The 25,953-nt window shown below is 33.7% G+C and carries 24 protein-coding genes and 1 pseudogene; 6 read left to right on the forward strand and 19 right to left on the reverse strand.

Going from position 1 to position 25,953, the window contains the following annotated elements:
- Nucleotides 1-26: 26 nt before the first annotated feature.
- The 7 genes from GTO82_RS08315 to GTO82_RS08345 all read right to left on the reverse strand — a co-directional run bounded on the left by GTO82_RS08315 (nt 27) and on the right by GTO82_RS08345 (nt 8,200).
- Nucleotides 27-1,328, reverse strand: coding sequence for an MBL fold metallo-hydrolase (locus GTO82_RS08315; RefSeq protein ID WP_180873161.1), 1,302 nt, complete (start codon nt 1,326-1,328; stop codon nt 27-29).
- Nucleotides 1,312-2,142: a carbohydrate ABC transporter permease gene (locus GTO82_RS08320; protein WP_004896621.1), complete on the reverse strand. Its 831-nt coding sequence runs from the start codon at nt 2,140-2,142 to the stop codon at nt 1,312-1,314. The genes GTO82_RS08315 and GTO82_RS08320 overlap by 17 nt, the downstream gene beginning before the upstream one ends.
- Before the next feature lies 1 nt (nt 2,143).
- A complete protein-coding gene (locus GTO82_RS08325) occupies nt 2,144-3,007 on the reverse strand; it encodes a carbohydrate ABC transporter permease (RefSeq protein ID WP_004897934.1) in 864 nt (287 codons plus the stop codon).
- On the reverse strand, nt 3,007-4,092 hold the full coding sequence (locus GTO82_RS08330; RefSeq protein WP_180873162.1) for an ABC transporter ATP-binding protein: 1,086 nt from the start codon (nt 4,090-4,092) through the stop codon (nt 3,007-3,009). The genes GTO82_RS08325 and GTO82_RS08330 overlap by 1 nt, the downstream gene beginning before the upstream one ends.
- A 306-nt stretch (nt 4,093-4,398) precedes the next feature.
- Nucleotides 4,399-5,832: a C69 family dipeptidase gene (locus GTO82_RS08335; RefSeq protein ID WP_180873163.1), complete on the reverse strand. Its 1,434-nt coding sequence runs from the start codon at nt 5,830-5,832 to the stop codon at nt 4,399-4,401.
- 177 nt (nt 5,833-6,009) lie between these two features.
- Nucleotides 6,010-7,167 (reverse strand): RNA-guided endonuclease InsQ/TnpB family protein, encoded by a 1,158-nt coding sequence (locus GTO82_RS08340; protein WP_180873164.1) that lies wholly within the window; start codon nt 7,165-7,167, stop codon nt 6,010-6,012.
- 184 nt (nt 7,168-7,351) lie between these two features.
- Entirely contained in the window at nt 7,352-8,200 is an 849-nt protein-coding gene (locus tag GTO82_RS08345; RefSeq protein WP_180873165.1) for a DNA/RNA non-specific endonuclease, read from the reverse strand.
- A 137-nt stretch (nt 8,201-8,337) separates the two neighbouring features.
- On the opposite strand from GTO82_RS08345, the gene GTO82_RS08350 reads away from it, so the two are divergent.
- Together GTO82_RS08350 and GTO82_RS08355 are read left to right on the forward strand one after the other, a co-directional pair.
- Nucleotides 8,338-9,162 carry an aldo/keto reductase gene (locus GTO82_RS08350; protein WP_180873166.1) on the forward strand — a complete coding sequence of 275 codons (825 nt, stop codon included), beginning with the start codon at nt 8,338-8,340 and terminating at the stop codon, nt 9,160-9,162.
- 16 nt (nt 9,163-9,178) lie between these two features.
- Nucleotides 9,179-10,302: pseudogene (locus tag GTO82_RS08355) on the forward strand (low temperature requirement protein A).
- 27 nt (nt 10,303-10,329) lie between these two features.
- Here GTO82_RS08355 and GTO82_RS08360 read toward each other — a convergent pair.
- The 7 genes from GTO82_RS08360 to pnuC form a co-directional block, all read right to left on the reverse strand.
- Nucleotides 10,330-11,292 (reverse strand): exonuclease domain-containing protein, encoded by a 963-nt coding sequence (locus GTO82_RS08360; protein WP_180873167.1) that lies wholly within the window; start codon nt 11,290-11,292, stop codon nt 10,330-10,332.
- A gap of 13 nt (nt 11,293-11,305) precedes the next feature.
- Nucleotides 11,306-12,025, reverse strand: a complete 720-nt coding sequence (locus GTO82_RS08365) for a Sir2 family NAD-dependent protein deacetylase (RefSeq protein ID WP_432759958.1) — start codon at nt 12,023-12,025, stop codon at nt 11,306-11,308.
- A gap of 97 nt (nt 12,026-12,122) precedes the next feature.
- Entirely contained in the window at nt 12,123-12,749 is a 627-nt protein-coding gene (locus GTO82_RS08370) for a DUF421 domain-containing protein (RefSeq protein WP_180873168.1), read from the reverse strand.
- A 7-nt stretch (nt 12,750-12,756) separates the two neighbouring features.
- Entirely contained in the window at nt 12,757-13,206 is a 450-nt protein-coding gene (locus tag GTO82_RS08375; RefSeq protein WP_180873169.1) for a DUF3290 domain-containing protein, read from the reverse strand.
- Nucleotides 13,207-13,212: 6 nt separating this feature from the next.
- Nucleotides 13,213-14,487, reverse strand: coding sequence for a peptidase T (gene pepT / locus GTO82_RS08380; protein ID WP_180873170.1), 1,275 nt, complete (start codon nt 14,485-14,487; stop codon nt 13,213-13,215).
- A 63-nt stretch (nt 14,488-14,550) separates the two neighbouring features.
- Nucleotides 14,551-15,087, reverse strand: coding sequence for a PAS domain-containing protein (locus tag GTO82_RS08385; protein WP_180873171.1), 537 nt, complete (start codon nt 15,085-15,087; stop codon nt 14,551-14,553).
- A 67-nt stretch (nt 15,088-15,154) separates the two neighbouring features.
- Complete coding sequence (gene pnuC / locus GTO82_RS08390) at nt 15,155-15,925, reverse strand: nicotinamide riboside transporter PnuC (protein ID WP_180873172.1); 771 nt, start codon at nt 15,923-15,925, stop codon at nt 15,155-15,157.
- A gap of 419 nt (nt 15,926-16,344) precedes the next feature.
- On the opposite strand from pnuC, the gene GTO82_RS09795 reads away from it, so the two are divergent.
- The 4 genes from GTO82_RS09795 to mscL all read left to right on the forward strand — a co-directional run bounded on the left by GTO82_RS09795 (nt 16,345) and on the right by mscL (nt 20,586).
- On the forward strand, nt 16,345-17,106 hold the full coding sequence (locus tag GTO82_RS09795; RefSeq protein ID WP_260983150.1) for a YSIRK-type signal peptide-containing protein: 762 nt from the start codon (nt 16,345-16,347) through the stop codon (nt 17,104-17,106).
- Complete coding sequence (locus tag GTO82_RS09800) at nt 17,057-19,123, forward strand: mucin-binding protein (RefSeq protein ID WP_260983151.1); 2,067 nt, start codon at nt 17,057-17,059, stop codon at nt 19,121-19,123. Before GTO82_RS09795 ends, GTO82_RS09800 begins: the two co-directional genes overlap by 50 nt.
- The gene (locus tag GTO82_RS09805) at nt 19,120-20,013 is read left to right on the forward strand and encodes a mucin-binding protein (protein WP_260983152.1); all 894 of its coding nucleotides are present in this window, start codon (nt 19,120-19,122) and stop codon (nt 20,011-20,013) included. Before GTO82_RS09800 ends, GTO82_RS09805 begins: the two co-directional genes overlap by 4 nt.
- A 237-nt stretch (nt 20,014-20,250) precedes the next feature.
- Complete coding sequence (mscL, locus tag GTO82_RS08400) at nt 20,251-20,586, forward strand: large-conductance mechanosensitive channel protein MscL (RefSeq protein WP_260983153.1); 336 nt, start codon at nt 20,251-20,253, stop codon at nt 20,584-20,586.
- Between the two features lie 96 nt (nt 20,587-20,682).
- Here the strand turns inward: mscL and GTO82_RS08405 are convergent, their stop codons facing one another.
- From GTO82_RS08405 to GTO82_RS08425, 5 genes are all read right to left on the reverse strand, one after another.
- Nucleotides 20,683-21,174, reverse strand: coding sequence for a PTS sugar transporter subunit IIA (locus tag GTO82_RS08405; protein ID WP_180873173.1), 492 nt, complete (start codon nt 21,172-21,174; stop codon nt 20,683-20,685).
- A 4-nt stretch (nt 21,175-21,178) separates the two neighbouring features.
- A complete protein-coding gene (locus GTO82_RS08410; RefSeq protein WP_180873174.1) occupies nt 21,179-21,688 on the reverse strand; it encodes a hypothetical protein in 510 nt (169 codons plus the stop codon).
- Nucleotides 21,666-22,472: a MurR/RpiR family transcriptional regulator gene (locus tag GTO82_RS08415; RefSeq protein WP_180873175.1), complete on the reverse strand. Its 807-nt coding sequence runs from the start codon at nt 22,470-22,472 to the stop codon at nt 21,666-21,668. Before GTO82_RS08415 ends, GTO82_RS08410 begins: the two co-directional genes overlap by 23 nt.
- Nucleotides 22,473-22,560: 88 nt before the next feature.
- A complete protein-coding gene (locus tag GTO82_RS08420; protein ID WP_180873176.1) occupies nt 22,561-24,447 on the reverse strand; it encodes an alpha-glucoside-specific PTS transporter subunit IIBC in 1,887 nt (628 codons plus the stop codon).
- An 85-nt stretch (nt 24,448-24,532) separates the two neighbouring features.
- A complete protein-coding gene (locus tag GTO82_RS08425) occupies nt 24,533-25,876 on the reverse strand; it encodes a 6-phospho-alpha-glucosidase (protein ID WP_049149822.1) in 1,344 nt (447 codons plus the stop codon).
- Nucleotides 25,877-25,953: the final 77 nt, after the last annotated feature.

A 25,953-nucleotide genomic window follows, 5' to 3' on the forward strand; every position in this document is an offset into this window, starting at 1 on the left:
ACAAACAACAAAATAAAATTTTAATTTTAACTAAGCGTAAATACCTCTCCGCGCTTAGGTAAAATCCTTTCTCCAAATGGGTTTTCTTCTAATTCTGGATGCAATGTGTGCACAGGAGCCAAAATTTTTGGCTCAAAACCCGCAATAATTTCTTTTAATTCAGCTACATCCGCATGTCCTGAACAACGTAGAGTTATCAATTCAATTCCACGTTTTTCAATATTTTTAATAAACGGAGCATAAGCTGGATCAAAGTCTCCCAGAGGCTCAGCATTACTATGAATGTATAAGCCTCCCTTTTGTAGTTGATCATAATGACCCACTACTTGCCAGAAATATTGATGATCGTCCTTTAGAAGATCTTGATAACTAACTTCAAGATTTGGATCGAGCGTATCAATCTTTTCATCTTCTGGCAAGTAGTAGTAAGGAACATCCTGCTGTAATGCCAATTTTAATAATTCAGCACGTTTAGCATGAAGGACTACTTTTCGAGGAGAATCTGAAATAATTCTCAAAATTCGCTCTACATTTGTAGGATAAGTATTAAAAGTCAACTGGCGCTTTGGATTATCTTTTTGGTATTTAACTACTCTTTCAGTAAGCTCAACCTCATTCTTAACCCCTTTGAACTCTTCACTATCTTCTTCACTACGTTCTGGCCATGAAACACCAGTACCTTCGATAATTAGCATATCACATTCCTTACCGGCCGCCATAAATTGACGCACCCAATCGGGATGATAACCATGCAAGCGAATATCTCCAGTATGAACGATTGTTTTATCAGGTGTTTCGATGATTAACCCAGTTGCTCCGTAAGCATCATGATCACTAGGAACAACTGTTAAAGTTATATCTCCAACTTTAATGGGCTGGTTTAATTTAGCAGCAATTATAGGACGAGTATAATTCTTTGGTTTATCAGCTGCTGGTAATAAAAATTCTCCATCCCGATTCAACACCGGTAGCAAAGCCGCAGTTAATGGACCAGCATATAGTGGAATCTCTGGCGCTAAAAGATTCATAGCTTTACTATGATCTAGATGAAGGTGAGAAATATAAGCCGCGCTGTGTTGCCAACGTTCGTGATCTATTTCTTTTCCCGTAATCTTTGGATCATAGAAATTTGGTACATCCCCAATTAATTGATATTTAAGAAGAGTTGAAAAATCTTCATCTTCCATTTTCAGTCCCAATTCTGGACGGTACACTTCTCCTAAATCAAATAATACATGTGACTTATCATAAGCTACTTCAATCATTGGGCCGCCAATAGTCGTTAACCCATTATAAAAAGTAACTGTAGTTTTAGGCTTTGAGGTCATTACGTACTACTCCTCGAATAATTTGCTTTCTAAAAATGAAGTAAACAATTAAAACAGGTACTACTGTTAAAGTTGCTGCTGCTAGTTGAAGTTGCGTTTGAGCACCCGCATCAGAGGCAAAGGCAGCTAAACCATTGTTCAATAAGCGCATCTTATCTTCATTTGTTACCAATAATGGCCATAAGAAGGAGTTCCATCCTGAAATAAAACTAAGCAAGGCAACAGTAATTAATCCACCTTTAGACATTGGAACTAGAATTTTCCAAATATATTCCCAGTCAGAAGCTCCATCAATCATGGCTGCTTTATAAATTGTTGGTGAAATTGCTGTGAAGTAGCTTTGTAAATAGTACATATAAAAGATAGATGTTAAGAACGGTAAAACCAATCCTAAATATGTATTCAATAAGCCTAAATGAGCAATTGTATTGTAGTTGGTAAAAATTATTGCTTCTCCCGGAACCATTAAGAGTGAAAGGAAAATTAGCTGAATAAATCCTTTTCCCTTAAACTTCAAGTTGGTCATTGCAAATGCACCGAGAATTGAAGTAAACAATGTAACAATTGTTGTAGTTGCCGCTGTAATAAAGGTGTTTAAGAAATATCTTGCAAACGGTGCTTGCTCAAATACCTTTTGATAGTTACTCCACCTCAAAGTCTTTGGAATTAAAGTTGGTGGAATAGTGGTGGTTTCTTGATAGGACATCAATCCACCTAAGATCATATAAATAAATGGGAAAACAGTTATAATGCCAAAAATTCCAATGAATAGATAGACAAAAATCATTCCCCAACGTAGTTTTTTCTTCTTCATTCTAACTGTTCACCTTTTTCATCAATTTTCTTTGTAAGAAAGTTACGAACAATATAAATAGGAACAAGACTACTGTTGCAGCCATTGCTACACCAGGCGTACCAACAATTTGGAATTTATTATAAATATAGTAAACTGCCGTCATTGCCGAATTACCCACACCAGCTTGTCCATTAAATAATGCATAAACTTGGGTATAGATCTTAAATGCCCCAATTAAGTTAACAGTTAAAAGAAAGGCTAAAGTTGGGACTAACTGTGGCACTGTTATGCGCCAGAACTTTTCCCTACTTGTTGCACCATACATATCAGCTAAAACATAGTAATTTGGTTCAATATTTCTTAACGCACCCATCAAGATAACGATGTTAAATGCCAAAGATGACCAAACACCAAAGATAATCAATGAAACAAGACTTAGACTCGGATTATCTAACCAATCAGGTTGTGGTAAATGAACAAGTTTTAATAAGAAGTTCAATAAACCGTATTCACCATTAAAGATATAGCGAAATACAATTCCGATTGCGATCGTACTTGTAACATATGGCATAAAAAACATAGTTTCAAAGAAGGCGGTATGTTTAATCTTTGAAAAGATAAACCATGCTAATGCAACAGAAATTATTAAGGCAATTGGTACAGCTAAAAATGAATAAATAGCTGTATTCATAATTGCACGCCAAAATTCTGGATCGCTAAAAATATATTGATAGTTAGAAAGGCCATTAAATTGTAGGTCAATTAATGGTCCACCCTGAAAACTCATCGTAAAAGCACGTAGAATTGGCCAAATACTAAATACCGTAACACAAATAATGGCCGGTGCTAAAAATAACCAAGCTTTTTTCTGATTATCTTTCATTAATAGATTCGCTCCCCATCTGGCTTAAATAAGTAAACGCGATCTAAGTTCATCTTAAATTTCACGCTATCTCCAGGTTTTATCTCTTGCTCTAAATCAATCAATGCACGCTGATTTGTTCCAGCATGAGTAAATTTCAATACTCGTTCGCGTCCAATCAATTCGACATCATCAATCACTTCGGAAAGTTCGCCTTCATCACTTAACTTTAGGTTTTCAGGACGAATACTCAATGTATAGTCTCCGGCTACTAAGTCGCCTCTAAATCTTGCACTATCTAATTTTCCAACTGGAATCTCAAAGTCTGTCCCAATAATCTTATTGTCTGCTACATTTACATCAAAATTATCAATTACTGGATTACCAATAAAGTTAGCAACAAATTGATTATTAGGTTCAAGATAAAGGTCTTGACCCTTATCATCTTGTTGAATTACTCCATTATGGAAAAGAATAATCTTATCACCAATTGAGAGTGCTTCTTCTTGATCGTGGGTAACGAATAAAGTAGTAATTCCTACTTCCTTAACCAAATTACGAATTTCTTCACGAATCTTTAAACGTAAGCGGGCATCTAAGTTACTCAATGGTTCATCCATTAATAAAATTTGTGGTTCTTGCACTAATGCACGTGCAATCGAAACACGCTGTTGTTGTCCACCAGAAAGATTGCCCGGTTTTTGATCAGCTAATTCTTCAATATGAGTTAATTTCATAAATTTTTGGGCGATTTTTTCAGCTTCATCTTTTGACTTCTTATTCTTTCCCACTGTCATTGGAAACATTACATTCTGTAAAACAGTCATATGTGGGTATAAGGCATAGTTTTGGAATACATAGCCAATATTACGATCTTTTGGCGCAACATTAAGAAGAGACTTACCATTTACAATAATGTCTCCACCAGTCGGATTCAATAGTCCGGCAATCATATTTAAAGTTGTAGTTTTTCCACAACCACTAGGACCCAACAAGCACACTAAGTCGCCCTTCTTTACAGAAAAGCTAACAGACTTAATTGCTTGGTAACCATTCTCATAAGTTTTTTCTAGGTTATTTACCTGAATGAATTTATCTTCGTTCATATATCTCTCACTACTACATTTAGATTTAAATCATATTACATCACAAATTTTATGATAAAAGCAACAAAATCACAAATATTTTTTCAATAAATAATTCGTACTTTGTGAATTTTTTCTGTTTTTTTGTGGATAAGATGTGGATAATGATATCATTTAAGGAACGATATTTCCATAAAAATAAAAATAAATCGTATTTTACCTCTTGCATTTTTTAGATGTCCCCTTGGAATCTGTTTTACCAACATACAAGATAGAGAAAGGCGAACAATAAAAAACACTACATCTTGTGCAGTGTTTTTTAAAAAATTACAAATTGTCGCCACGTTCAAATTGAAATTTAGAAGAATTTAGTGCTTGTCTCGTCAAATCACTTATTAATTTCTTAGTTTCATTAGTAATATATGCAGCCGTTTCAGCATTAGCAGCAGTTAAATATTTAGTTTGCTCTTTTCCAGATAATTCTCCAGCTTTCTCATCGGTTGCTGAAATGCGACTAACAGCGTAACTTTGGCATTCATCTCTAAAGTTCTCAACTTGGTAAATAAACTGATGATATCTTGGCTCTACTAAAACTTGCAAACTCTTATACAACCAATATGCACTAGACTCTGGAGTAACCATATGACTAGCCGTTTGATAATTTAATGGTGTGTCATCAATATTGGTATAGAAAGGTACATAAGGACTATAAGCATAAAAACCAAAGTTAACCCACTGAATACCTGCTATTTTTTTAGGAACATCATTTCTAATTTGAAGAATACAACTAGATTGATTTCTGTCCAAAGCAATCGATCTAAACATTTTTTGCTTCTTATCATCTCCTGAAGCAAAAGACCCCATTGGGTCATATTCAGTACCGTTATAGTGACTAGACAAGAAAAATTCTACATCCTCAACGCCAATTTTCTTTTCCGGTTTTCTAATAAATGGCATTTCTTGACTTAACGGATCCTGCTCAATACTTGGATTAAACAGCTTTTGTCCATACCAAGTTCTTGGGGTGTTATAGTAACTGTCTGCTTCTGCTTTGGTACCAAAAATATCTCTAAAACTCCACTTACCATCAGTACTTGGATTTAAGTGATTTCTTTCTACAAAATCACGAATAGTTGGTGCATACATAAAATTATCATGATCATCAAAATCAATATCTTGAATCACCATTATATTAGGACAAATTGCATAGGAATCTTCGGGAATTCTTTGTGCTACCCATTGATGACCAGCGCCAGTTTCAAAATACCAAACTTCATCGTGGTCAGAAAAAGCGATACCGTTACTTTCGCCAGTACCATATTTTTCAATTAATTTACCTAAACGCTCTACCCCTTCACGAGCACTTTTAACAAACGGTAAGACCAGGTAAACCATCGAATCTTCATCTATTCCATTTTCTACTAATGGATCATGACCTAAGCAACGTGCATTTGTGGCCTCTGTTTCAGTAGCCGACATAGCAACGTTATATTCATTAATTCCTTGTTCATCCCAGCGACCTTCTGATTCATCAGCTGTTGGAGTGGCAGTCCACTTACAACCATGTCCCTTTAAATGAAGCTTTAAACCATTATATTTTGAAACATATTCTTCATCATAATCTTTTGCTTCATGGACAACAAAAGTCTTTTCATTAATGCCGCCATAACCGTCTTCATCACGAGCAATAATGGTTGAACCATCAATTGTAGCCTTTTTTCCGACAATCATTGCCGTACAGTTATCCTTGCTTTTGTTCATTATTTTCTGCTATATAAAACATGGAAATATGTAGAAGAATACGAATTTTCTACATATCAGAAAGATATATTTTTCCTTTCTTTGTTTCATTTACTGTCGTCTTTACTAGTGTTCTAATATTCCACACATTGACCAGCTCTTACAGCTTAAGGGCCTAGCCAGCCCCATTTATTTTCTTTATTTCGCTAAAGCTAAAAGGTTTAAAACCGCATTTTCATCTCGATCATTACTGTAGCCACATTCATAACAAATATACTCATTATGTTTGGTACCATGCTTTTTGTTACCTTGCAAAGTGATTTTTTCGTCGCCAGTCTTGACATAACCACACTGAGCGCATCTTTGTGTTGATGGGTATGTTTTATTAGCTAAGATTAATTCTTTGCCATACCAATCACACTTATAAGTTAGTATTTGTCTAAACTTGCTAAATAACGATCTCTGCATTCCTTTGGAGGCTACGTGCGTCATCATCATTTCTTTAACTGCTAAGTCTTCAATTACAATTTGGTCGTAATTATCTATAAGCTTAGTAGTGAACTTTTGTAAAAGATCATTTTGGATATTAGCCACTTTACGATAATCTCTTTGCAGTTTGGTTCTCACCGCAAAGTAATTATTTGATTTTGTAGCTAACTTGCCGTTAACTTCTCTTTTACGTGCTGAGACTCTTTGATAATGTTTGATACGCTTATAAAGCTTTTGCAATTTAGCTGGCAAAACATTAATTTGCCCCTCGGTATAGTTAAAATGACCAACATTAATATCAACTGCTGTCTTTTGATGAGTTTTAGCTTTACTTGAAATCTCTTCTTCATAAGGCAAAGCCGCATAATAGCTCCCTTTTTCTTTGAAGATACTTACTACTTTGACTTCATTCATCTTTAAAGACTCATAACTTACTAGATCAAACCAAGACTCTTTTGAGATGCTTCTTGGTTTATCAAGGCAAAGGTTGCCATTAACAATCTTAGCTCTGTCAGTTTTAAAGCCTTGTCTAGGTGCTTTCTTAGATCTAAATTTAGGTTTACCCCAATCAGACTGAGCTTTATCAAAGAAATTTTTCCAAGCATTAGCTAAGTCTTTAACAGCTAGTTGTAAACATCTAGCAGACAAATCATATTGCCAGTCAGCTTTATTAGCAACTAGTTCATCACGGACTCTGCGTTCATTGGGACTTGGATTATCTTGCTTGTTCAAGCTATGGGCTTCATACATTAATTGCCAAGTTTCTAAGCCTTTATTCCAGCAGTATCGGCGATAGTCGCACAAGGCATCAATATGTTTTTGCATTGGTTTATTAACTTTTAGCTTAACTACTTGAGTTTTAATCATTGCTTCACCTCCTAAAATACAAACATAAGTTTATCTAAGGAAGGAAAGCAAAACAAGTAAGTATTGAATTAAAGCTTATTTTCCATGTTTAGCTTTCTAAATAAGCCTAATCTTCTACCTTCTTCTATAGATTTCTATATTTTGGTTAACAGTTAATTAGCTCCCATATAAATATAAAAATTAACTATTGATTAACTACCATATTACGATCTATTTTAGCCCTACCATTATTATAATCAAATACATAATCAGGCTGCACGTTATAGATATAAACGTTGAAATCCAAATTATTATTTAAACTTATAGCCTGCAAATTAATACCACGTGCCATTAATTCATTTCCCCTAAAAATTGGCGTTGCCTGAAAAATAACCTTATTTCCCTGTTTTAAGGCATTACGTACTTTTCTTTCAAAAATAGTCTGAATTTTCTGGTTAGAAAAAGCTGTTTGCGTAAATAGGTTTTTAGGATTATTTTGATCACCTGATTGATTATTAGGGTTATAATTTCCATCTTGATCGATTCCTGCAGAAACTGAATAAGCAATTAAGTGTCCACGATTATAAATTTGAGTCCCATTTTCACGATTAGAATGCCATGCAGTTGGATTAATAAACTGTCTTACACGTAAAGAATCATTCGCCACATTTCTTGGCTCTAAGAAGGCAGTATTTGAATGAGAAGTTCGGTTCAAATTATCTAAATTAGAATAGATTACTTTATTAACCTTCCAGGCATTCTTGATCAAAGTTGACTTATTATTATTTACATAGACATAGGCCTTGTCCCCGCTCTTAAAGTCTAAATTAGCTAATTTTTGATAGTCAGTACTGGACAATCCGCCATAGTTGGTATCCGCTGTTGTAGCATTCTTTACTACTTGCTGGGAATTATCTTGGTTTTGATTTTGATTCGCTACTTGATTAGAAGAATTAAGCTTAAACCAACCACCCCAAATAATAATTACTAGCGCTATAATCCAGTTTGCTACTGTATTTGTCTGTTTTTTTCGATATTTTTTTCTCTTCGCCATTTATTCTTTCCCCTAACATTATTTCTTTCAGTATAGATATTTGAACGTACGTTTGCAATGTAATTAATAAGTTTTTGTTTATTCAGACTGCTACAATAAACGTAATAAGTATACTGAAAATAGAAAGAAGATTAAGAATGGAATACTTTAATTTAAATGATAGAAATCGAATTCCTAAGATTGGTTTCGGAACCTATAAATTAAATGGTTCTCGTGGAGTTTTTGCTATTCAAGCCGCACTAAAGAACGGTTATCGTTTACTTGATTCTGCTGTTAATTATGAAAACGAAGGAGCAGTAGGTCGTGCTATTAAAAATAGCGGTCTAAATCGTGATGATATTTTTATAACATCTAAATTACCAGGTCGTCATCACAAATATCAGGAAGCCATAGAACAAATTCAAGAGTCGCTTTATGCTGCTAACCTTGATTACTATGATCTCTATCTTATCCATTGGCCAAACCCAAAGGAGAATCATTATCTTGAAGCCTGGCAAGCCATGCTAGATGCTCAAAGATTTGGCTTACTTCGCTCAGTAGGTGTTTCTAACTTTGAGCCATCACATATTGAACATTTGTACCGTGAAACAGGCGTTATGCCCGCTGTTAACCAAGTAGAACTTCATCCCTACTGGTCCAGCAAGACAATTCGTGAGTATGATGATAACCATAACATCATTACCGAAGCATGGAGTCCGTTGCAGCGTGCAGGTGAAGCTTTTCAAGAAAAAGAAATTATTGACTTAGCTCAAAAATACCATAAGTCACCCGCTCAAATAATTTTACGATGGGAAACTCAACTTAATGTTGTTCCTATTCCCAAAGCTAGTTCCTATGAACATCAAATTAGCAATTTGGATATTTTTGATTTCAAATTAACGCCTGAAGAAGTCCAAAAACTTATCAATTTAGACAAAATTTCTGCAAGAAGATTTGATCCTAATGAACATGAGGAATTTTAGAAAGTAGGTAGGCTGGATGCAAAATATATTAAATAAGCGAGTCTCAAAAATTGCCTTGTTTTATGACCTCGTTTTTGTCTACATGATATCTAAAACAATCGAGATTCTCCATCATCTAGAGCATGGATTAGTTTCACCTGCCTCTTTTGCTCTTTTTGCATTGATTGTAATTATTTTTATTAATTCATGGATGATTCAGACTGTCTTTACTAATAGATATGGTATCGGTAGTTGGGCTGACATTGCTTTTTACTTTATTGATATGATGATCTTACTTTACATGTCTAATTCTTTTGATACTAATAATCTAACAGAGATGAAAGTTCTATTTATTTCGACTGGATTACTTTCGTTTACTCTAGCAAGCCACTATTTAATCAATTACTTTCAAGTTAAAAATTCTGTCGATCGAAATATTTCCCGGGCATTTTTTATGATTTTAATTTTTAGGGCAAGTACATTAGTTATCGGGGGATTTTAGATAACATTTTTGGCTTTATTTTAGCTGTTATCGGCATCATATTAAGCTGGTTAATGCCACTTCTCACTACAAAATATACTCTTAAACATCCAATTATTTTTCCTCATTTACTTGAACGACTGAATCTCCTAGTAATTATTATCTTTGGTGAAACAATTATTGGTATTGCGGATTACTTTCAACCTAAAACTTTTTCCTTCTATTCTATTCTTATCTTTTTAACCGTTGCGTTGCTATTTTTCACTTATGCACTACAATTTGATAAATTAATTAATGAAGACCAAGAAGATGTAACAGGTAATATACTAATTTATCTTCACTATTTAATAATCTTTGGAATTAGTTTAATTACTGTAAGTATAAAATTTATCCATGAATCGGATGCTAACTCATGGTTTGCTGTTTTATGTTTATATTGTGGAATTGGTTTATTCTATTTAGGACTATTATTTTCAACTCATTACAATAAACTGCAATTTAAGTTAAAAAAATCAACTATTTTTCTTTTTATTAGTACAACTTTAATTGGAACTATTTCTTGTCTCATCTGGTCAAGCTTTGAAGTCATTACCATTCTCACTTTTATTATTGTTTCAATTAATATTGGTTGGCTCGTACATGTAAATCTTCCCCATATCAAAAAAGGAATCCTGCTTTAGGATTCCCTTTTTAATGTAAAAAATATTTTAACTACGTGCCCAATTATCAAGAACATTCAAGAAAAATTGCTCCGACCAAATTCTAATATTTTGACCTTGTTTCTTTAATGCTCTTGCCTTATTTAATTCAACAATATCAGTTCTGAAGAAATCATGATCTCCAACTAAAAGGTAGTCTGTATCTTGACCAACTTCATCCCGAATAAAGCCACCCAAATTCTTTACAGCATTAGCTAGGTCATATTCATCTACATCTAAGTCACCAGCAATTACAACATTCTTATGAGCAAAAGGACTACGGAAAGCTTGGCTTTGTTTAACAATCTCAGGCCATTCACTAGTTAAGTCTAGTGTTTTAACCATTTCTTGCGCTCTAAGCATATGTTCCTGTCTAAATAATCGATGAAATTCGTCAAAAACCTTTTTTGTATCTAGGCAGTCATCTAAACCGCGATGCTCTTGCGTTTCTGCGATATCTAATCGGTGCATGCAATCTAAAAGACGATTGTGTTGTTCTTGTGGGTAAAAACTACGAGCCAAACGATAAACATCAACATAATCATTATTTAAGACAGTTAAGTGATACTTTTCAGCTAGGTCATAGACAAAATTCAAATCAAAATTCACATTATATCCAACAATCGGATCACTACCGATAAATTCCCGATACTTCTTTATTGCCTCTTGAACCGGTAGTCCCTTTTCTTCAATCGTCGTTTCATCAATTCCATTTAATTTGGTAATAAAAGCAGGCACCTTATTGCTATCAGGAAACTTCACCAATTCTGAAAAAGTTGCAACTACTTCTCCATGGCGAACCTTTAAACCACCCATCTCTGTAATCCGATCACGGTATGGACTAAGCCCCGTAGTTTCCACATCAATTAAGGTATAGTTATCAGGAAAACCAGGCTTTTCAATGCCTTTTTGACGTATTTTTTCTTGAGCTGCTGGAATTCGTAAAACACCTTGAATAACTGAAATACTCATTTTTTACCTTTCATTATTTTGAAATCTTTTCAATTGCTTCAGGAAGAGCCATTTCTAGGCCTACACTTCTTTTTTGGATATCGTCCGGCAATTCATCTTGACTTAAGTCTGCTGCTACATAATGCCAATCTTTGAACTGCTCAACCAGTTTTACCATTGGATCAAGAAGCTGAGGACTAGTTGGATCAACTCCTAGTTCAAGCACTACAACCTTATTAGTCTGATTTCTTGTTAAGAACCAACGAAATCTAGTATTTGCATCTTCATCTGGAAAGAAGTGAGCATTTAGCGGCATATGAAGTTCCATTGGTGAATTACAATCCTCACATCTTGGAACCTCACCCTGGCCATTAACGTATCTCTTCACTGTTGACAGATCAGAACGTGTACCGTGATTTAAACCACTAGAGCACTGCATCATTGTCCAGTCACCAAAAACATTAAAGATTTTTTCTTGATCAAAGCCAGCTTTTTCAAAAAAATGGCCAAAAGTACTAGTAGCAATAAAATAATTCTTTCCATCTAACAGTTCTTTTAATTGCTTCATTGCTTTACTTGGCTCATATTCAACTGAATACTCATTAATTAGTTGACTCCAGAATTGCCATTTTTCATCCCAAGAATCAAAATCTTTATCTAGTGCATCCGCAATTGTTTTTACATGATATTTTTCACTTATATTTTTATATTCAATCGGAAAAGCCAAATTGTCAAACATATCAAGGCCTTCCATTTGTGCAAAGCCATTACCTGCAGTCACAATAACCGCATCGGCATCCGTTAACCATTTTTTATTTCTTTAAAATCTTTCATGATCATTTCTTCCTTTTTTATTTTTCAGAATATCCTACCAGACGTAATTGTCCATCAATATATTCTCCTAAAAAGACATCATCAGGACTATTATAACTTACTTCTTGTTCAAGCCAGGCATTAGATTTATGGATTAAATCCAAAACGTCTTCATTTATCTGCCCATCACTAATAATCGGAAAGCGAATATTATCTTCATCATTTTCAATTATCGTTAATTGGCCATTTTGTTCAAAAATACAATTTTTCACTTTTTCAACTGAATAAATTCCGCGACTTCTAAGTCTAAACATTAATTCATTGGCAGAAATACCAGCTTTCATACAATTTCCGACCAACACATGACCATTTTTTATTACTTGAACCGGTTTTCCATCAATCAAATTACGAATCCAATTGCTGCGCTCACGACCAAACTTCAAAATAAAAACTACTAAAGTCCAAACGATTAATACCAATAAAAATTGAAGAACGGTAATACTTTGATTATATATTAAACCACCGATAATTCCGCCCAGTACATAATTTTGTAATTGATCCAAAGCTGTTGTGGGAGCTAAATTACTTTTTCCAAAAACATTAATTTGAATAATCAAGGTTAATATCCCTAGAGAAAACTTAATAAATAATTGTGTATAATCCATCTTTTACCTACTTTTGCACATATACATGATGATCAATCACGTGCGCTCGATTTAATGTATAGCTATTATTATTTTCGTTTAAATTCAATTGATAGTCTTCATTTTTCGAATCAATTCGCACAATCATCCCATCCTGCAAACTCAGTGAACTGACCATCACATCGCTTTCTTTAACATTTTCATCATCAGCAACTGATTTAATAAAGGGAACAATTTGGGCAGCTTTAGACTTCTGTTCATTATTTTGCACATATTTTTCATATTGCGTGCCGGTAAATAATAATAAAAATAAGAGGGCAATGATTCCTAAATCCCTATATCTGGTATTAAAACGATCACGTAAATATAGAATTGTAAAAATGATCATCGCACTGGCAGCAACAATCATTAGAATATATAAGGCTGTTCGATCTGTATTTTGATGGTTCTGAATATAATTTATTGTATAGAAATTCATTTAAGTCTAGTACTTTCTCCTTAATGTACTTTCGTCACGTTTATCATTTAATAAAACATGCTGCTTCGCAATTTCAATCAAGGTTTTAGCTAAAAGAGCCATACTTTCTGTTGTTACATATTCATATGGTCCATGGAAATTTGCTCCCCCATTAAATAAGTTAGGTGTAGGAATACCCTTTTCTGAAATAAAATCGCCATCTGTTCCTCCTCGAAATGGAATAACTTTTGGCTCTAATCCAAGAGACTTATAGGCATGTAAAACTAGATTTACTACATAGGGATGCTCTTTAATCAAATCTCCTGGACTATGATATTGATCATGCATTTCAAAAGTTACTCGATTTGTTCCATACTTTTTATTCAACTTATCCACTGTACTTGTGATTAACTTTTTCTTTTGCTCAAAACCATCAGTATCAAAATCTCGAATAATCAGTTGAATTTGTGCATGATCGACATTGCCATTATTGGATAAAACCATAAAATAGCCATCAAAATCTTTACTATTTTCAGGCACCTCACTTGCTGGTAAAGCTTGAATAAACTCACTAGCTATCAATGCTGCATTGACCATAAGCCCGTATGCCTCCCCAGGATGAACTACTGTTCCATGAAAATCAATTGTAGCAGCGGCAGCATTGAAAGTTTCAAAGGCAATATCTCCTGGATCACCATTATCTAATGTATAAGCAAATTCCACAGGAAAACGTTCCACATTAAAACGAGCAGCACCTTTACCAATTTCTTCATCTGGACCAAAAGCAACCCAAATATCTCCATGTTCAAGATCAGGATTTTCTTTTAAAGATTTGAGCATTCCTAGTAATCCAGCAATTCCCGCCTTATCATCTGCACCAAGTAATGTAGTGCCATCAGCGGTAATCAAAGTTTCACCTAAATGTTTTTTTAAACTAGGAAATTCACTTGTGGATAAGACACGTCCCTCTTTTAAAAAAATATCCTTTCCATCATAGTTTTGATGTATTAATGGCTTAATATTTTCTGCATTAAAATCAGCCGTATCTACATGTGCTACAAAACCAATTGGAGTTACTTCTTTCTTAGTTGTCTTTTTTAGTTTTCCTACTAAATATGAATCTTCTTCTGAAAAAGAAATCCCTTCTAAGCCTAATTTTTCTAATTCTTTCTCAATAATTTTCAACAAGTCAACTTGACCGGCAGTCGTCGGTACAGTTGTACTTTGTTCGTCTGATCGGGTATTTACTTTACAGTATTCTATAAATTTATCTTGAATATATTTTTGATCGATTTCAGGCATTTTTACTATCCCCCAAACTATTTTTAATTATATTTTAAGAAAAAATATTTTTCTGTCAATTAACTATAGTTCCGAGGCTCCACTCTCTGCATCAATTTTCTGATTTTTACGATAAATGTCCCCTTTAGGATTATTGGGATCATCAACCAATTTTTGTCCGGTTTCTTTTAAGTAGTATTCCACAAGTGGATAAATATCTTGAACCGTTTCATTAATTCCAGCAAACTGATGGTCTTTATCAAAAATAGCCCGATATGTGTCTACCATAAATCGTTTTTGGGTATTAGTTTGATCCACAAAGTGCAATTCTTTTTCTTCCCCTGTGCTTAACTTGTGGAATATTTCTGTTAATTGCTCCTTTTCGTTTTCGGTTTGACCAAGAGCCGTAATATTTTCTCCAAGTTCTGGTGGATTGTAATTCATCCCTGGTAATTGTTTATAATATGTAAATTCTCCAGTCTTATTAAAACTGAGCAAAGTACTAGGAAACGAAGAAAGATAATTATCGAGGTATTTTACTTTCATTAGTCCCGCATTTAACCTTACATAGTCATTACCTTGTGCAGCGTTTTTATAATTTTCAGTCCAATTTTCATTCATTTCTGATACCTCACAAAAAAAAGCATGTCGAACTCGACATGCTAATTTTAACTTATTTTGATTACCATTAGTCTTTAATAGACTTTAATCCTTCACGTTTTCTTCCCATATTGAACCATGGTGAAACGGTAAAGGCTAAAACATCATTAACAACGTAAATTAAGGAGTTAACAGCCATTGCTAAAGTTGCATCTCCCTGTGCATAAGTAATGCCCCAAAGAATTAGTTGAAAAATTCCGCTGGCAGTCCACCAGAAATATTGGTTGTTGTATCGTAAGAAGCACATAATACCAGCAGTTAATGAAATTGCAAAACTGATAGCATCGATCCAAGGACGTGGATCATTAGTAAATTTACCGATTAAGTAACCAGATACAGCGTAAACAACTAATGTACCAACAATAGCAACAATCCATTCTTTAGTACCAAACTTACGTAAGTGGTTCTTAGTATCATCATTCCAAGATCTAACTGAAATAATAACTGGTAAGTCTAAAGTTAAAATATAGGCAATTTGTTCAAAAATTGAAAGATAATTCTTAGCAGCTAGTCCTGCATAAATGAAACAAGCTGCTGAGATTAATCCTAACCATCCATTAATTGCTTTCGTTGCATTAATAGCTAAAACACATAAAGTCCCAAGCAATGTACCAATAAAAGTAATTGTTGTTAAAGTAGTAATCTTGTTTTGAATCAAAATAGCTAATTGGAAGCCAAAAGCAAAGAACCAAAGCATATAATTTTGAACTGGCCAACCGTGTAATTGCTTAAAAAGCCAAACGAAGTAGTTATCCTTTCTTTCTTTACGATCTTCTTGTAATGATGTGGAATTGTCCATTTATTAACTCCTCTTTCTTTATATTAGGTCACACAATATATTGTGCCTTATCCGTATTTTTCTCAAAAAAGCATCTGTATCTAGTATAGTAGTTAATAAATTGAAAACAAGAGTTTACAATTTTCGTTAAATATGCGGGTAGGTGTCATTTAAAATTTGGATAGCGCTTTCTTCGTCTTGATGATCATCTTCACCTAACTTTTTATATATTTTTTTGCCTTTATGATTCAACAAGCCACGTATTTTTTATGTTTACTTTTTTAACTCGTTTTTTTACCTTTAGCTTGTCATTTTCCCTACTAGCACTAGACGATTTTACTTATTTAATAATCCATTATTTAAATATGGAGTATAATGTTATTTTAGAAAGCTAAAATGTTATTTTATTAAAAAACATTTATAATCGAGGAAAGAATACAATGGAACATAAAAATGATTTATTTTTTATTACTAAACTTAATGGGAAGGAAAAGTTTAGTTTTAGAAAACTTTCAGTTGGATTAGTTACTGTTGCTTTAGGTACAACTTTCTTTTTAGCAAGTGGACAAATTGTACAAGCTGCGGATCAAGCTAATAACGATTCTCAACAAAATACAACTATTAATCAAAACTCTGCCAATCCTGATAATTCTCGAACCTTAACTATTCAAAAATCAGAAACGGCAAATACTGCAAACAATACTACAGTCTCTCAAAACAATGAGACTAATCCTTCATGTGAAAATAATTCTAAGCAAAATACGACCAATAATTTAAAAAACGATAAACCAACATTACAACAAGAAACTACGGCTCCAGTACAGATTACAGGAAGCTCAACCAATACTTCTCTCATTGCTGACGTAACTCAAGGTAGCTTTAACGTTCATGTTGCTAACAATTCAAGTCATCCAATCATTATCAATCATAATCAGCAAGTCAATGTTTCAGTAGCAGATTCTGATAACTTGCTAAAATTTGATGTTAATGCAACTAAAATTGGCAATTTTGATGTTGGCGTTAATAATAATTCCGGTACTAAAGACTTCACCTTTACCTATACGGGAAGTGACAATGGTGTTTTGTCTGGTTTCGATGCAACTTTTCCATTTGTGGCAGTTAATTCAGCTGCCCAAGCATACCATGAACAAAATGGAGCATATCCGGATTTCAATTTACCAATTACTGTTAACTTTACCTAATAGCCAATCTTATACACAAACTCTTCCAATTAAAATTAATCCTTATGAAGATAAAGTTGTAAAGGATGAAATTTTACACGGATTTATCATGGGGCCTAAAGTTATTTGGACACCAGGTCAAGATGGTAATCCTGGTACTAACGGCGTATATACTGAAAATGGTGCAAATTATACCGGTCCTGAGCCTAGCGCAGCAGCCGACATTCCAGCTGACCAACAAAGAGATGCTCGCTTAATGCAGTATGGAATTGACTGGAACTATGGTTCAGTTACTAATGGTAATTCTCCATTAGATCCTTTATACAACGTTTTAGTCCATATTAAATTTAGCAACCATCAAAAAATTCTTCCATCAACTATTAAGGTGTTTAAAATTCCCAATGATATAAAAATAATCGATGCAGATGGTCAAAGAACAAATATTAACGATTACTATAATGAGATTGTTAGTCATCAACCAAGTTTAGAAGATACTAATTTTGAAAATTTCCTAAAAAATTCAATTTATGATAATAATCACCAAATTATTATTGATCAAACGGGGCCCTTTACTGTTAACGGCCAAGATTATTCTGAGAAAGGCCCATATTTCATTCAGCTAGATACACAACTTGATACTAACTATATTCCAGACTGGATTAATAATCCTAACGATGGTCCATCTATCACTACCCCAATAAAAAACGAATGGAATTTAAATGGTTCTGGAACTACTAACTCTTTTGTTCAAACTTATACTAATTTCAAGTTTGATCCAAAAGTAGACTTAATGGTTAATATTTACTTTATTGATGAAAATACTGATCAGGAAATTGCCCACACTAGTCGAGAGATTATTACTCCTCCTAATAGTTCAATAACTAATCCGACTCCAAATATAATTAAGACCCTTGAAAGTCAGGGTTATAGAGTAGATGAAAGTGCGACTAAAGGTCAACATAGTGTTAAACCTTTACTCAACTTTGATCCAACTAAACAAAACTTTATTAACTACGATAATGACAATATAGATGTTTCAAATGATTCATTAAAATATTATGTTTACCTTTATCATGGTATCAGTGCTAAACCAGAAATACAGACATCTTCAGTAACTGAAAAGATTAATTATGTTTACGCTAACGGAACCAAAAACGGTCAACAAGCAGCTGCTCCCTATAGTCAAACTGTTACCTACACTCGTCAGGGAAGTAGAGATCTAGTGACTAATGAAATCGCTTGGAATCCCTGGAAAGCTAATTCTTCGTTTGATGAAGTAATTTCTCCAAAAACTGATGATTCAGCCTATACCTTAGTTGCACCTACAAGTATTCCAGCAATTAACTTAAATATTACTTCTAAGGGAACAATTACTACTCAAGACAATGTTCCTTTAGATTACACCGTAAATTATTATGCTCCAGAAAAAGCTACTCTTCGTTTCTACGACGATACTGATAAAGAATATTTAGATAATTATTTAAGTCAAAATAATCAACCTACTTTATTAAGTGATAATTATACCAATCCAAGTGATGGATCTTCTAAACAAACCATTTCATTTATAGGTGCTGATAAGATTGTTAACTTTTTAAACAGTAAGTATTACAAATTTGCTGGTGTTAGTGGTATTGGTTCAATCAATAATACCGACTATTCCAAGATTTCTTATGGTGATTTTGATGACGATGAAACTAAAGATCAAGCTTTTGTTCTTCATTTCACTCATGAATTCAAACCGATTACTGAGGATAAAACCATTTCAGAACAAGCTATTCTTTATGCAGAAAATGGTCCTAAACGAGGTCAAACTTTTGATACTTTGAATCTAGGTGATATTAACTTCACTAGAACAGGACGAAAAGACTTAGTTACTAACCAAACTACTTGGAATAACTGGACTGTGGAAAATAATAGTAAAGTACTCTCACTTCCTGCTGTAATTTCGAATGTCTACAAAATTAATCCACAAAGTATTACACCAGTAGCTCCTAATTCTAAGAAATTTGAATTAGTAATAACCAAGTCTCTCCTTTGAATTTTGATGCAACTAATGATCAAAGCTTAATTGCTAGTCTTGAAAACAATAGTACTTATTCAGTCAAAGTTCCTTATGCACTCAGTGAAAATATCACTGTAACTTATATAGATGACACTACAGGTAAAGTCTTAGAAACTAAGAAATTATCCGGTGAACCAAATACTAGCGCTAACTATTCTACTAAAGACACAATTGATAAATATTTGTCTCAACATTATGCTCTAGTCTCTGATTCAACGAACCAACAAAATCTGATCTTTGACAATGACGAAGAGCCTAATGATCAAAATTACGAAGTTCATCTTACTCATAGATTTAAAGATTTACGTAATTCTCAGGTTGTTACTGAAACTATTATCTATATGTATGACAATGGCCAAGAAGCTGCTCCAAACTACACTTCTTCAACCAGCTTCTCACAAACTGGTAAACTTGACTTAGTAACTAATGTTAAAAGTCTGGAAAAATGGACACCCGATTCTAATGTTTTCAAATTAGTTGAATCTCCGATTATTGCTGGTTATACTGCTGATCACAAACAAATTGATCAACAAGTTGTTTCTCATGGTAGTTCTGACTTATTATTTAAAGTAATTTATACTGCCGAACCTACTAAGCCTGTTCAGCCTACTAAGCCCGTTCAACCTACTAAACCAGTTGAGCCTACCAAACCTGTTCAACCTACTAAACCCATTCAATCTGCTTCAAAAGGTAAAATACCTCATCAGAATAATGTAGTTGTCTCAATAAAAGAAGATAAGCAAACCATCTTACCTCAGACCGGAACTAAAAAGAATAGAGCTAGTCTCTTAGGATTGGCTTTCAGTGCCGCATCCCTATTGCTAAGCTTAATCGGTAATGATCTCAAACGGAAAAAGAAAAATTAAGCTTTAAGAAATTGTTCTGAGAAAGTTTAGAAACAAAATATCCTACTAAATCAAGATTTATCAATCCTGAAATTTAGTAGGATATTTTTTATCAGGTAGGCATATTCATATATTACTCTTTGAAAGCATTTTACTAGCAAAAACTGAATTTCTTTCGCTATACTTTTTAATTAATAGCTATTTTTGAAAGGATATCATATGGTTAAAGAATTCAAATAATTTATTTCTCGCGGTAATATGATGGATTTAGCTGTTGGAGTTATTATAGGAGCAGCTTTTACAGCAATTGTAAATTCCTTAGTCAAAGATTTAATTAATCCTCTAATTGGATTATTTATTGGAAAAATTGACCTTTCCAACTTAAAATTCACTATTGGTGAAGCTACATTTAAATACGGTAGCTTCTTAAATGCTGTTATTAACTTCTTAATTATTGCTCTAGTTGTCTTCTTCTTAATTAAGTTAGTTAATAAAATTACACCTAAAAAAGAAGTTGAAGATGATCCAGCTCCAACTAACGAAGAAATATACCTTCGTCAAATTCGTGACTTATTGCAAGAAAAGAATAAATAACTCAATATTTTTTATCATCTAAATATATAAGAAAAAGCACCCATGGCTTCTTGTTTATCAATTGAAGTCACAGGTGCTTTTTATATCAAGATAGACCTAATTTTTCTTAAAATTAATTGTTTGTACTTTATCACCCGACGTAATAGATCCTTTTTGAACGGGGGAGATCGAATCAATTAAGTCCATATTAGTATAAACAACAATTACTGAATCATCACGGCCACTATCAGTAATCTGTTTTAAATCCATAGTTCCAAGTATTTGACCGGCTGTCACATGATCACCTTTTTGAATTCTCATTTCAAAAGGTGATCCTTCTAATTCAACGGTATCAATACCTAAGTGTACTAGAATCTCTAACCCTTCTTTGGTTTTAATCCCAATTGCATGTTTAGTAGGGAATAAAGTGGATATATCACCCTCCACAGGTGAATGAACTTCTCCACTAGTAGGCTTAATAGCGTAACCATCACCTAACATTTTAGTAGAAAAAACATCATCTTTTACATCAGTAATAGGTATTAGTTCACCATCAACAGCAGCCTCTACTTCTAGTCCTTTATTTTTTTTCTTAAAAAAATCAAACATTTTCCTAACCTCTTAACCCTTTTAATCCAATCAACCCTAGCAAAAGGATGCAAAAAATATACAAAATAGTGCTGACAAGAATAGTAGCCTTAAAATATGACACAGTAACATTATTATTTTTTGAGCCTTGTAAAGCGCGTAGTCCGAAAAGACATAATAATGAACAGATAATATTACCCACAAATAATTGACAAAAGAACTGCCAAATATAAAAAGTCTTTAACGTTTTTATATTGTTAACTAATTTACTTTTATTTATCCAGCAATAATACCCTAAGAGAAAATCAGTAATATCAACAATTACAGAAATCGCTACTGCTGGCTGATTGTGCATCATATCTGCTAAACTTGCTTTTTCCATCACTATTCTAAACTCGAGAAGAGCCCAATAAAGTAGTGGAGCAACAAATAAAATAATTGAGTACCATTTTAAAATAGAACGAGTATTTAAGTGCAAACGTTCCATAATCTGATCACAAAAATCAGCTACTTTATTCTTCGTCGTAGTCCACATAGTCTATTCCTCTCTTTTGCATCTCCCACTGACAGTAGTTAGCAATTAAAAGATCAATGAAGGTATAGGCTGGACTAAAGGTGTCATTAGCAGACTCTTCTCCCCCAAAAACTTTTTGGAATTTCAAGGTACGAAAGAAGAAACTATAATCTGCTAGCGATACCAACTGTGTTGGTTTTAGAGTAGTAAATGATACCATCGTTATTTTGTTATTTAGGAGTTTTATCTTACTGATTTCATCGCGAATTTGAATGTTATCTCCGCTATAAGAAATTATAAACAACATATCTCCTGTTACAGCTCGCCGACTTACAATTCTTAATTCTTCAATCGCAGATGGCAGGATTACAGCTCTTTTCCCAATCATAAATAATTCATGAGCTAAATATTTTGCTATTAGTTCTTGAGACCATCCAGTTGAATATAAATAAATTGTATTCGCACCTTCAATATCAGAAAAAATCTTTTCTAAATCTAATGTGTTATAGTACTTTAGCACCTCTTGATTTGCATTCTCTACTTCAGTTGCAATATCAATAATATTCATTTTCTTTTCATGACTTAAATCCGATAATTCAAATCGTAATTCACTATATCCAGATAAACCAATTTTTTTACATAATCTAAAAATTGATGATTCTGATACATATAGTTTTTGAGCCAATTTTGATAAACTTAAATGACTGCATAAGGTGGGATTTGAAAACAAAAATCTAATAATTTCTTTTTCGGATTCACTTAACTCGCCACTTTTTTCCCAGACACGTCGTTTCAAGTTAGCCATTATTATGTTCATCCCCCTACTAATGTAAGCGTTATGTAATTACACTAGTAGCATAACATAATAATAAGCTTATCAGCGCATGGAAATACTACATATTTTCCTTCATCTTATCAATAATATTTTCTGCATTTAAGCCAATAACAATATCAATTTCGTTATCTTTATGAGTAATATCATGTGCTCCAAGATCTTTGAATTGTTTGCTATCAGCCACTTTAGAAGGATCGTATACTTCAACTCTAATTCTAGTTGAACAAGGTGTTAACTTCTTAATATTGTCACGTCCACCTAGTAAGTCAATGAAACCAATTGCTTGTTCGACCTCTGGATCTTGTTCTTGACTTACTTTGGCATCATGACCAGCATTTTCCATCAAGCTCTGCATTCTTTCCAAAACTTGAGCAACATCAAGACCAACAATAACTTGAATAGCTTTTCCATGGTGAACCACATTAACAGCTTTATTAGCCTTAAATTGTGCATCAGAACCTAATTTTTCTGGATCTTTAACCGTTACACGTAAACGTGTAGCACAAGATGATAGTTCTTCAATGTTATTTGGACCACCTAATAGATCTAAGTAAGCCTGAGCTCTAGCAATATAAGGATCATTAGCATCAACACCTGTTGCTTGTTGAGCAGCTTTTTGTTGAGCCATCTTTTCTTTATATTCTTTCTTATTGATTAATTTAACATCTTCATCATCAGCTTCACGTCCTGGAGTTACATAGTTAAATTTTTCAATCATTATCTTAAAAATAAAGTAAGTAATAAAACCAAATACAATCCCAACAATGAATTGCATTACATAAATGTGCCAGTGATGTGCCCAAAGTGGAAGCCAATTCATTGAAGCAATACCAATTGCACCATCTGACATAAGTCCTCTTAAACCGAAACACCACATAACCGTATTCATAGTAGCAGCCATAACTGAATATACAATCCAAAGTACTGGAGCTGCGAATAAATAAGTAAAGTCAATTGGTTCAGTGATACCAGCAAAAACAGAAGTTAAGGCTGCTGGGATAAGTAATGCTGAAGTCTGTTTCTTTTTATTTTTCTTGGCAGTTGCATAGAATGCCCAACAAATAAATGGTACTAAGAAAACTTTTTCATTACCGTAAAGTTGGAATCCTTCTACAGAAGCAATTTGTGATAAAGGTTTTGTACTTGCAGCATATTCAGTCAAGTGCTTTAACCAATATGGTTGAAGCCCTCCAGCAACAACAGCTGGTCCAAATTGGAACGGAATATATACCAAGTGATGAAGGCCAGTAGGAATTAAGACACGGTTCAAAAATGAGTAAATCCAAATACCAACAAATCCACTACTTACAATAAATTGTTGCATACTGTTAATACCTAATTGTACTTTAGGCCAAATTAAACAAGTTAAAAATGCAACTGGAATCATTACAAAGAATCCTAAGAAGTAAACATACGTTGACCCCTGGAAAGTTCCAAGCCATTCTGGCAATTTTTTATCAAAGTAATGATTATGTAAATAAACAACAATACCAGCAATAATTAAAGAGAAAACAATGTTAGTATCTAAAGTCTTGATACCAGCAATTTCAGTTAAACCACCATTAGTAGCATTAGCAGTAATTTGAATCTTATTAAAGTTTGGTACACCAAAGAACGCACCCCAGTGACTCAACATAGCTCCAACGAAATAGTTAAAAGTTAAGTAAGTAATGAGGGCTTCCATTGCGGCACGACTTCTTGATTTGTTAGCTAAACCAATAGGTAATCCAACCACAAAAAGCAAACATTCTTGATTAAAAACTGTCCAACCACCGGCAGAAATAGTGTCCCATACTTTATACCACCCAGTTGTAGGATTAGCTAAGGAGCCAAAAAGTGTTGCATTATTAAATAGACTTCCTAAAGCCACCACAATACCGGCAAATGAGAAAAGTAAGACAGGTACGAACATAGCGGCCCCAAATCTTTGTAGTTTCTGCATCATAATTCATTCACCTCACAAAAAGAAGGACTTATTAAACTACCAGATTAACAAGTCCTCCTTTAATAAATTCCTATCTATTAAGTTTCTATTTTAGTTCTGGCCAGTAAGGCTTGTTTTCTGGAATCATATCATCAAGTATCTTCTTAGCAACAAGTGCATCTGGAACAGTCTTATTAAGTGCAAATGCTTCCCACATCTTTTCATAAGAGTGTTGTTCATATGCATCAACAACCAATTTTTCACAGGTTTGTTGTTCCATCATCAATCCTCTTTGGAAAATTCCGGCCTTACCAGTTGCCATCGGTTCAACACCATGTGAAGTAAATAAGCATGGAACTTCAACAATTGAATCAGGATCCATATTTGAAATAGCACCATTATTAGGGATGTTGGCTAAGAACTTTTCACCAGTGTTATAGGCAATCGCATGACAAATATCGACAATGTATTCTGAGTGAGTCGCATTACGATCCCACATATTATTTTCTGCAGTACCTTCCTTAACAATTCGCTCACATTCACCAAAGACAATCTTTTGACGATATTCACGAATTTCATCAGTACGAGTATGATGCGGATCGGCATTCTTAACTTCGTATTGTGGATAGTAATAATACTGCATGTAAGTATTTGGTAAAGTATTTGGTTCCAAAGCGTAGCAATCAGCTGCCTTCTTAAAGGTTGCTTCCCAACTAGGTTCAGTATCTTTATCAAAATCGCCGCCTACCCAGTAGCCATTCTTTGAAACATACTTCTTAAGTTCTGGCATTAAATCTTTACCAGTCTTCTTGTCCCAAACACCTTTCCACCAGCCAAAGTGGTTTAAGCCATAGTAATTGAAGTCTAAGTCGTGGTAATCTTTCAATCCACAAATTTGAGCCATTCTTGTCATGATATCAATTGGCATATCACAAATATTAATAACCTTTGAATGTGGACGAAGACGACGACAAGCTTCAGCTACAATTGCAATGGTATTTGAATAGTTAATCATCCAAGCATTAGGTGAATATTCTTCCATCCAATCAATAATTTGAATAATAGCTGGAATAGAACGAAGACCGTATGCCATTCCTCCTGGTCCTGTAGTTTCTTGACCATTAACCCCATATCTTAAAGGAATCTTTTCATCTAAGCTACGCATGTGATATTTACCAACACGAATTGATCCCATAACGAAATCTACATCAGTAAATGCCTCTTTAGGATCAGTAGTATATTCGAACTCAATCTCTGGAGCTCTTTCTTTCATAATGATTGCTACTGCATCCCCAATTTTCTTTTGGCGTTCTGCATCGTTATCGTAGAACTTTAACTTTCTTAATGGAAATCTATCTTGATTTTGTAATAAGTTCAGTACAAATCCTGGTGTAAAAGTACTACCGCCACCAGCAATAACAACTGAAAACTTACGATTATCTTTAGTCATACAGTTTCTACTCCCTTTTTTGTGATTCTCTTTTAGATATATCTTGAAAGACTTTTCCTTGTCTTTCCTCTCAGCTA

The sequence above is a fragment of the Lactobacillus johnsonii genome (assembly GCF_013487865.1).
Taxonomy (GTDB): domain Bacteria; phylum Bacillota; class Bacilli; order Lactobacillales; family Lactobacillaceae; genus Lactobacillus; species Lactobacillus johnsonii_A.